This is a genomic window from Methanobrevibacter curvatus (assembly GCF_001639295.1).
GTDB lineage: Archaea > Methanobacteriota > Methanobacteria > Methanobacteriales > Methanobacteriaceae > Methanoflexus > Methanoflexus curvatus.
Genome location: NZ_LWMV01000224.1, coordinates 1 through 9,275, shown reverse-complemented (window position 1 = coordinate 9,275; position 9,275 = coordinate 1). Strand labels below are relative to the sequence as shown.

Below are 9,275 nucleotides of genomic sequence, written 5' to 3'. Positions count from 1 at the left end.
AATAAATATTATATTATTTTTTATTGTATTAAATGTTCGTTTTAAAATCCATATTTATTAGATTAAAAATTAAACATGTGTGGGATTTTATGTCAAGTGTTATTCATAGAAGTTCTTTAAAAATAATTATAGCTTTAATTATTATTGTATCTTTTTTACATATCATAGCATTTTATACTCCTATGGAGTATGAACCTGATTATTTGGTTGAAATGGCTGCAGTTCCTGTTGGATCAACTGTATTTTCTGGAGATCATATTATAGATTCAAATGCTATGAAATATCCTATTTTAGGAAATCTGAATTTTTTACAATCTAGCATACTTAATTTAGATGTTTTAGGAGTAATTTCAGCTATTTTTACAGGTACAGTTTCAGTTCCAGTATCGCATATTTCACAAACTGGTATTTTAGCAAATGGTCAAGTCACATCATTTGATGGACCAGGAGTATTAGTTTATAAAAATAATAAACTATCGGTATTAGCACCTGAAAACTTCCTTTGGGCAAAATCTGTTCCTTATACATATGCAGTTAAAACAGAAAAAGGTATAGATATTGTACAAAATAATAAAACAATTAAAGCTATTGAATTTGACCAAATTAAGAATGAAACTGTTCCACATGACTTTGTATCTGCAGACTATATTTATAAATGGGCAAAAAATGGTAAAATAGGCAAACAAATGGTCATAGAATATGGATTGTCTAATTTTTCAGATAATCGATCCCTAGTTTCACCAGAAAAAATAAAAGAATACTTTGGGGAAGAGGTTTATAAATACACTTGTTCTTATCCTTTAAATAGACCTGTTTTAATATATAGTCATGACTATAAAGAAGAGAATTTAACTACTGCTATGAGTGTTTTAGGATCTTATCCACAGTATGGAAATGCTGGAAGAGAATCCAATGCAAGACAATTTGTTAAAGCATGGAATGGAACATTTGTTGCTCCAAAATCTTTTGCATCTGGAAATGCTTTAGTTGGATTTACTTCACTTAGAGATGTCCATGCTACTGGAGGTGCAGCTGCTCATGGTGTTTGCCCACCTGCACGTTCTTTAAGAGCAGCTGTAATGTCTGCTGGCTTTCCACTTCCAATAGGGATGAATGGTGCTCATGAAGCTGTAAATTATGATGTTTCACCAAGTACAGAGATTTTAGTCTACAACCCTTATGATTATCCTGTTAAAATTCTAATGTGGACTGAGGGAAGTGGAACTGGCTTAAGAATATACACAAAACTTGTTAAATTAGTTGAAAATTAATTTTTTATTGCTTTCTAATTTATTATTTTTCTAATTGTTATTTTTTAATTATTATTTTTAAATTTATTATTTTCTAATTTATCTAATGATTATTTTATGAAGAAAAATAAAGAAATCATCTGTAAAAGTGCATGTACAAAGACTAAATGTTCAATGCCTTATAAATGGGATTTAAGCATTTATAGGGGTTGTGAACATAGATGTAAGTATTGTTATGCAGTATATTCTCATAAATATCTTGAATCAAATTATAGAAAAACAATTAGTCTTAATGAAGCAAATTCAAAAAATTTTTTTAATAATATTTACATTAAAACCAACATTGCTGAAGAATTAGATAAACAACTATCTAAATCTTCTTGGAAAAATGAAATGATAGCTATTGGAACTGTTACAGATAGCTATCAACCTATTGAAAAAGAACATGGATTAATGAGAGAAGTATTAGAGGTTCTTATAAAACACAAAAATCCAGCTATTATTTCTACTAAATCAGATATTATTCTCCGTGATTTAGACTTAATAGAGAAATTATCAGAACTAAATTTCATTAATATTGCTACAACCATAACATCATTAGATTTAAAGATTCAAAAAGCTATTGAACCCAATGCAATAAGCTCAAAAAAAAGATTAGATGTTTTAAAAAAAGTTAGAAATCAAACAAAAGCATCAACAGGAGTTCATTTCATGCCAATAATTCCCTATATTAGTGATAACTATAAACATATTGATGCTATATTTAAAAATGCAGAAAAAAGAAATATTCATACATTAATATTTGGATCACTTAATTTATATGGAGAAACAAAAAAAATTTTTCTTAAATTCATAAAAAAAGATTTTCCAGAATTTTATGCTGAAATTTACCGTATTTATAAAAATGGTAGGGTTGATAGAAATTATAGCAAAGAATTATTTACTAAAATAAACAAAATTAAAACCAATTACCATATTAATACTAATTATAGAAAAATAATTAAAGAAAAACTAGTAGATTATAGAAAAAAAGAAAATTTAAAGCAAACTACACTATTTGATTATTAAATATTTGCTTATTACATGATTGATTATTAAGTAGTTAATTACTAAATATTTAATTATTAAATATTTAATTACTAAATATTAGATTGTTAAATATTTGATTTAAATTTAAATGAAAAGTATTAAATACTTCAAACTTTAAAAATATTTTTAACTGGGATAAAAATTAATTGTGCTTGTTTTTTTTAATTTTCCAGGAACATTATAAACATTTTGATAGAAAGGATTTTATTATTTTATTTATTTTTTATTTTATCTTTTCATTCTCTGTTTTTTTTATCTATTGGTTGATTAAAATTCGTATAATATAAAATTACCTATCTCAGCAAATTAAACATAGGAGAATTTAAATGAAATTTAAAAAAACATTTTTATCGGTAATCTTTGTTGCTATTATTTTTATAATAGCAGTAAATGCAAGTTATGCAGTAAGTAATGAAGTTATTGAACCATATAAGGATTATAGTGCAGATATTTATCAAAAAAAGATTATATCTGTTGAAGATATCCATAAATCAGTAATTAAAGGAGAAAAATATTACAATACAAATATACTTAAAATTGATGTTAAAAGCCTATATCAAAAAAACTATAAAATCAAATCAATTAAAATGAAGTTTTCTAATGGAAAAACTTTAAATTATAATCTAAGTAAATTCAAGAAAAGAAGTAAAATTAATGTAAAAATTAATTTAGGTAATAAATATCTTGATAAAATTACAGTGAATTATAATACAAAAGGTAAAATCAAAAATGAAACTGTGAATTTCGGATCTAACTCTAAATGGAAAGGAACAACTTATTTTAAAGGGAAAAAATCTAAAATCGTCTTAAAAGAATCAGGAGTTCCTGTTAATGAGGGACAAGGATATATAAAAATAACTAATCGACATTTTAAAATTAAAACCATAGGAAGTAAATATTATTTAAAGTCTATTACTGCATATTTTATACACATTGAAGTAACAATGGTTAAAACATTCAATGGCCATGGAATGCATACTTTAACTAAATATATTCCAAAAACACATGCCCCATCAATTGGAGCATTTAAAGTGTTTTATTATTAAGTTGATTTATACATTCAAATATATAATTTTTAATTATATACTATTCAAACATTTAATATTTAAATTTTATAATATAAAATATAAACATTTAATTACTTAACCAATATTGAAAATAGGTGTAATCATGAATAAAAAAGGTTATTTTCTTATATTTGCTTTAGCTATTTTATTTTTAGTATTTTCCATAAATACTAGTTTTGCTACAAGTGAAACCATATACCAATCTTCAGATCATCAATTAGATACTTATGATAAAAAGATTGTCACTCTTAAAGTTGATACTTTAAGCTATAAGCTTCATGAAACTAAGCAATATCTTAAAATTGAAGTAAAAAAAGGGTACAGAAATAAATACAAAATTAAATCTTATAAAATTAAATTTTCAGATAAAAAAGCTAAACTTGTCAAAGTTAATAATAAAAAATATATTAAAATAAAAGTTCCATTATATAATAGTCTTTCTTGGATTAAAATTAATTATTTAACTAAAGGAAAAGTTAAAAAAGAATCTACTAGCTTTAAAAACTCAAAATTTAGAGTAGTTAAATTTTTCAAAGGGAAAAAATCCAATGTAAAAATTATTCAAGAAGGTATAACTGACTATATTAATGGTGAGAATTTTCCAACAATTAATTATCAGAAGATTAAAATAACTGCAAAAAATAAAAAATCTAAAATAAATCAAATTAAACTTCTTTATCGTGATTATACAACTGGTGAAGAAGGTTCAAAGATATTTTATGGTCATGGTAGGAATTCTTTAACAACTAATTTATATGGAACATACTATGGTTATGGTTTTGATGAAGTAATAGTTCGTTATTATTAGTTAACTTAAAAATTAATAAAACCATCTTTTAAACAGTTATTAAGAAAAAAAGCATTTATTGAATATTTTTTATCTAAATAATTATTTTTATATTTTTTTTATATTTTCTTTATATTTTTTTTCAAATGAGGATGCCCCTTGATTAATTTTTTGCTCATGACCATTTTATGATCATTATTTTATATAGTTTGGAGCATCATGTCAATGGCATTTGTTTTATAATTTATTTGGAATTGTTCCAACCCCAGAACATTAGTACATTTAAAACTAATAATCACCAGATCAAAATAAAAAATGTCATGAAAAATTCATATAGAATATAATTAAAAAGTTATTGTTCATCTGTTAAATGTATTACTTTATCAATTCAGGATGCAACCATTTGATAGAACCATAAATTTATATATTATAATTAAAAAAGTTATAATATTAATAATAATTTTTGAAAATAATTTTTTTTTATATATAATCTCTTTTATATAATTAATTTGTATGATTTTCTATTTGTTTTCTTTTCTTTAAAAAACAATAAAAGAATACAATTAAAAAATGTATATCAATATTAGATTAATTTTTATTAATCAGGAAAGTGTAAATAATGAGTAAAGTAAAAATTCTTTCATGGAATCTTAATGGTATTAGAACTAGATTTAAAAATAAGCAGTTAGAACCAGTTTTTAGTGAAAATGCAGATATAATGCTCTTCCAAGAAACAAAAGCTAACTACTCACAATTAGACAATAAATTAAAAACAATAGAAAATTATAATTCTTACTTTTCTAAAGATTTAGATTCAAGCAATGGAGGAGTTTCAGCATACTCTAAAGACAGTGCAAAAATAGCTAAAAAATTCTTAAAAAATCCAAATGATGAAATAAAAGGTAGAATATTGAATTTAAATTATAATGACTTTAATTTATTAAATGTTGATCTTCCTTCAGCTGCAAAAGATTTAAAATTAAGAGAAAGAATTTTAAAAGAATTAATTGATTATTTAAAATCAACTAATATTAAAAAAACAATAATTGCTGGTGATTTTTCTATAGCACATAGTGAAAAAGACATTGAGAAAAATGAATTAGAAAACTCAAAGTCATTTAAAAAAGAAGCAGAATTACTAGATGAATTGTTAGCTATTGGTTTTGAAGACAGTTTTAGACTGTCTAATGCTGATAGTGAAGAGTATTCATATTTTAAATCTCCAAAAGCAAAAGAAGATGGTATAGGTTCACGTGTAGATTACTTCTTTGTTAGTAATGATATTAAAGATAATATTAAATCTTCAAAAATTTTAAACATTGAGGGTTCTAAACACCTTCCTATAGAATTAGAAATTGAATTATAATTTTTAACTTATTTTAATTCTTTTAATTATTTTATCTTTTTAATTGTCTTATCTTTTTAATTCTTTCATCTTTTTAATTAATTTTTGTTTATTTTGCTTTTTTTATTTAAATGAATATAGTATAAATAAATTATAAATAAAATTAAATAGATTGCAAATAAAGTTAAATAGATTATAAATAAAATTAAATAGATTATAACTAATGTATATATGATAAAATAAACAATTCCTTGCTTTTAGGTGTTAAAATGGATGAATCAGATATATTGGAAAATAATCAATACTTTTCAAAAATTTTAAAAGAAAAATTGTCTCTTGAATATTCTCCTGTAGCCATTAAATTTATTTTAAATAGTAAAAATATCCCAAATGGGATGGTAAAAATTGATAAAAAAATTCCCCACTGTGCAATGGTTAAAATAGCTAGTGAAGGAGAATCATTTTATTCTACTTCCCAGGAACAAGCTTGTAAAGGAGGATCAGCTTCATTGGGACTTGAAGACATGCCTCAAAATATAAAAACAGGAGAATTTTATTACTCTTTAGGAAGATTTAAAAGTATTGGATCAGCTAAAAGAACATTTGATAGAACACCTCAAATAGACCTTAGAAGTTTTGCATTAGGATATGCTCCACTTGAAAATGCTAACTTTCAAGCAGATGTTATTGTTCTCATCACAGACCCTAATGGGGCAATGATTTTATCACAATCTATTGTTTATACATTAGGTGGAAGGATTAATGCAAATTTTGCAGGTATTCAATCTGTATGCTCTGATGCAGTTGCTGGACCTTTTATAACTAAAGATCCTAACTTTACATTAGCATGCTCTGGGTCAAGAAAGTTTGCAGAACTTGAAGATAAAGACATGTTTGTAGGTTTAACTGGAGAAAATATTGGCTGTGTCGTTAATGCTCTTTTAGACATTAAAGAAAAATAACTTAATTGCAAATCAAATTTTTAAGTAATATTTTTTTTTCGTTTAAAAATGTTTTTAATATAGAATAATAGATAGGTTTTTTCATGGATGTTATAACTTCTGCTGTTTATTTAATATTATTAATCATAATATTTATTTTTATTTTTTCAATGGGACTTTTAACCCCTAAAATTGATAGAAAAGGCTTTATTTCTCTTATAGCTATTGGCTTTATTATTGGGATAATTGGAGGTCTATTTTTCATAACTCCAATTTATGATGAAATTCCTAATGCTGCAGGTGCTATTGAAGAAATTTTTAATGGAAATCAGGAAAAAATAACCTTAGAAATCAGCAATGAAACAGATGTAAATACGGTTATGAATCAAATTTCAAAAATAGATGGAGTTATTTCTGTTAAAAGTACGGGTTTTACATTAATGACAACTAATTTTACAGAAAGACGAGGAAATTTTATTAATAAGACCCTAAAAATTATTAATTCAAATATAACTTCATGGAATGTAAATACTTCTGGAGTAATTAAAGTAAATACAAATTACCAAAATCCAAATGAAATTATAAATGATATTTCAGAAAGTATTTCCTACAGTGGAGGTATTGCCACACTAAATGTTTACATCTACCCAGTTATTACATTAGAATCATCTAAATTAGAAGAAGTTAAATCAAAATTAATTAAGGATGATTATGTTATTATTAAAACTGAAGGACCAGTAACAAAAAAGATTCAAGATACTAAAAAAAACATGGTTGATAACAATGTCATCATTCTTTTAACAGGGTTTGTAGGGATTTTAGTTGCTCTCTTTGGTCTATATTTTGATAATTTTATAGAATACATTAAAAATATTTATAAAACCATTTATAATAAAGTATATTTAAACATCAAGAGAATAATTAAAAAATACTTATGAAATAATTAAAAAATATTTAAAAATTAATTTATAAAATCATTATATTTATCAGAGTAATTAAAATTTCTTTATAAAACTTCATTATAAAATTTCTTTATAATATATAAATACAGTCAAAATATTTGACTTATACCAAATACTTTTATTAAAACAATATTTCTGAATTTAAATAAAACCTTTTGATCAAACTTTTTTTAAAAGTTTGCTTTTAAAAACTTTGTTTTTTAAAATATTTATCTAGAATCTTATGAAATCTGCAGTTCTTTTTTCTGGTGGAAAAGATAGTACAATGGCTTTGAATTATGCTATAAACCAAGGAGATGAAATAGTTGCATTATGTGCTATGATTAGTGAAAATGATGCATCCTACATGTTTCATGTTCCTAACATAAATTATACTGAGTTAATAGCTGAAGCTTTAGACATTCCCATAATAATTTCAACAACTGAAGGTGAAAAAGAGGAAGAATTAAAAGATTTAGATGAATTATTTGTTAATTTAAAAAAAATAGGTGTTGAAGCCATTTATACTGGAGCTCTTTACTCTCAGTATCAGAAATCACGAATAGATAATTTATGTACTAAGCACAATTTAAAATCAATAGCTCCCTACTGGCATGTAGATGAAGAGGAATATATGAGGGAAGTTGTTGATAGTGGATTTAAGGTAATTGTGACTGGTGTTTTTGCTGAAGGTTTAGATGAATTATGGCTTGGAAAAGTAATTACTCATGAAGCCATTGATGAATTAAAAAAGATTAAATCAAAAATAAATATAAATTTGGCATTTGAAGGAGGAGAAGCAGAAACAATGGTCTTAGATGGACCAATTTTTAAAAAAACAATTAAGATTAAATATGCAAAAAAAATTTGGAACTTTGACAATGGCATATACCTAATTGAAGAAGCTATTTTAATTGATAAATAATTTAAAAAGATTAGGAAAATTAAGAATTCTTTATATTTTGATATAAACTTTAATGAGTTAAATGAATTTACATAAAACTAATAGCCTATACAAATTATGAGTTTACATAAATAAATTAATATATAAAAATTTACATAAATAATGTAATCTATATAAATTAAATGAATTTACATAGATAAATATATTTTGAGATAATAAATTAAAAAGGTGTTTATATGGAAAATAAAAATTTAATAGGTATTTTAGCAATTGTTTTAGGATTACTTCTACTTGTCTTTCCATTGTTAGGTGAAATTGTATTATCTACATTTGTTTCTATTGTCTTTCTTTTAATTGGAATCTACTTCTTAGGTATCTCATTTGGAGAATTTTCTAAAAACAAAGTCTCAGCTATTTTGAACTTTATTTTTGGTTTAATTACCTTAATGTTAGGGTTATTCTTAGTTGGAAACGTTATTTTATTTGATATTTTAGCAAGTTTTTACTTCTTTGTATTTGGATTCTTGTATATTTTCTCAGGAATTTTAGGAATTTTTTCAAGAATATCTGTATTTGGAAGAGCATCTTCAGGCATCTTCATTGTTTTAGGTATCTTAACATTAATATTAGGATATTTAACTCTTTTAAACCCATTATTTATTGCAATTATTTTAGGAATAGGTTTAGTCATTGATGGAATAGCTTTAATTCTCTTTAAAGGAGATACAGCCATTGAATAGTTTTATATATTTTAAATAATTTGCTCATTATACTTATCATTACAAACTTTTAGTATTTAACTAAGATATTTTAATGATAGTATATGATCATGTTTTTTTATTTTTTTTAAATATTTTTTTATTTTATCTTATGAGGCTGTGTAATGATTATTTTTTATAAAAACAGATATTTAATTAAAATATTTTAAAATGTATTTAAAGTATTAATATA

Annotated in this window: 9 protein-coding genes; all 9 read left to right on the top strand. The window is 23.7% G+C overall.

Annotation, left to right across the window (positions count from 1 at the left end):
* Positions 1-89: 89 nt before the first annotated feature.
* The gene (locus MBCUR_RS09570) at positions 90-1,271 is read left to right on the top strand and encodes a hypothetical protein (RefSeq protein ID WP_067092725.1); all 1,182 of its coding nucleotides are present in this window, start codon (positions 90-92) and stop codon (positions 1,269-1,271) included.
* Between the two features lie 96 nt (positions 1,272-1,367).
* A complete protein-coding gene (locus tag MBCUR_RS09565; protein ID WP_067092724.1) occupies positions 1,368-2,318 on the top strand; it encodes an SPL family radical SAM protein in 951 nt (316 codons plus the stop codon).
* 347 nt (positions 2,319-2,665) lie between these two features.
* Positions 2,666-3,385, top strand: coding sequence for a hypothetical protein (locus MBCUR_RS09560; protein WP_067092722.1), 720 nt, complete (start codon positions 2,666-2,668; stop codon positions 3,383-3,385).
* Between the two features lie 124 nt (positions 3,386-3,509).
* On the top strand, positions 3,510-4,214 hold the full coding sequence (locus MBCUR_RS09555; RefSeq protein ID WP_067092720.1) for a hypothetical protein: 705 nt from the start codon (positions 3,510-3,512) through the stop codon (positions 4,212-4,214).
* A 598-nt stretch (positions 4,215-4,812) separates the two neighbouring features.
* Positions 4,813-5,559: an exodeoxyribonuclease III gene (locus MBCUR_RS09550; protein ID WP_067092718.1), complete on the top strand. Its 747-nt coding sequence runs from the start codon at positions 4,813-4,815 to the stop codon at positions 5,557-5,559.
* Positions 5,560-5,807: 248 nt separating this feature from the next.
* On the top strand, positions 5,808-6,500 hold the full coding sequence (locus MBCUR_RS09545) for a DUF169 domain-containing protein (protein ID WP_067092716.1): 693 nt from the start codon (positions 5,808-5,810) through the stop codon (positions 6,498-6,500).
* An 83-nt stretch (positions 6,501-6,583) separates the two neighbouring features.
* Positions 6,584-7,417 carry a hypothetical protein gene (locus MBCUR_RS09540; protein WP_067092715.1) on the top strand — a complete coding sequence of 278 codons (834 nt, stop codon included), beginning with the start codon at positions 6,584-6,586 and terminating at the stop codon, positions 7,415-7,417.
* Positions 7,418-7,664: 247 nt separating this feature from the next.
* On the top strand, positions 7,665-8,345 hold the full coding sequence (locus MBCUR_RS09535) for a diphthine--ammonia ligase (RefSeq protein ID WP_067092713.1): 681 nt from the start codon (positions 7,665-7,667) through the stop codon (positions 8,343-8,345).
* Between the two features lie 215 nt (positions 8,346-8,560).
* Complete coding sequence (locus tag MBCUR_RS09530; protein ID WP_067092711.1) at positions 8,561-9,064, top strand: DUF308 domain-containing protein; 504 nt, start codon at positions 8,561-8,563, stop codon at positions 9,062-9,064.
* Positions 9,065-9,275: the final 211 nt, after the last annotated feature.

Coding starts and splice junctions, on each gene's coding strand:
- MBCUR_RS09570 (WP_067092725.1), top strand. CDS start 90: ATGTCAAGTGTTATTCATAGAAGTTCTTTAAAAATAATTATAGCTTTA.
- MBCUR_RS09565 (WP_067092724.1), top strand. CDS start 1,368: ATGAAGAAAAATAAAGAAATCATCTGTAAAAGTGCATGTACAAAGACT.
- MBCUR_RS09560 (WP_067092722.1), top strand. CDS start 2,666: ATGAAATTTAAAAAAACATTTTTATCGGTAATCTTTGTTGCTATTATT.
- MBCUR_RS09555 (WP_067092720.1), top strand. CDS start 3,510: ATGAATAAAAAAGGTTATTTTCTTATATTTGCTTTAGCTATTTTATTT.
- MBCUR_RS09550 (WP_067092718.1), top strand. CDS start 4,813: ATGAGTAAAGTAAAAATTCTTTCATGGAATCTTAATGGTATTAGAACT.
- MBCUR_RS09545 (WP_067092716.1), top strand. CDS start 5,808: ATGGATGAATCAGATATATTGGAAAATAATCAATACTTTTCAAAAATT.
- MBCUR_RS09540 (WP_067092715.1), top strand. CDS start 6,584: ATGGATGTTATAACTTCTGCTGTTTATTTAATATTATTAATCATAATA.
- MBCUR_RS09535 (WP_067092713.1), top strand. CDS start 7,665: ATGAAATCTGCAGTTCTTTTTTCTGGTGGAAAAGATAGTACAATGGCT.
- MBCUR_RS09530 (WP_067092711.1), top strand. CDS start 8,561: ATGGAAAATAAAAATTTAATAGGTATTTTAGCAATTGTTTTAGGATTA.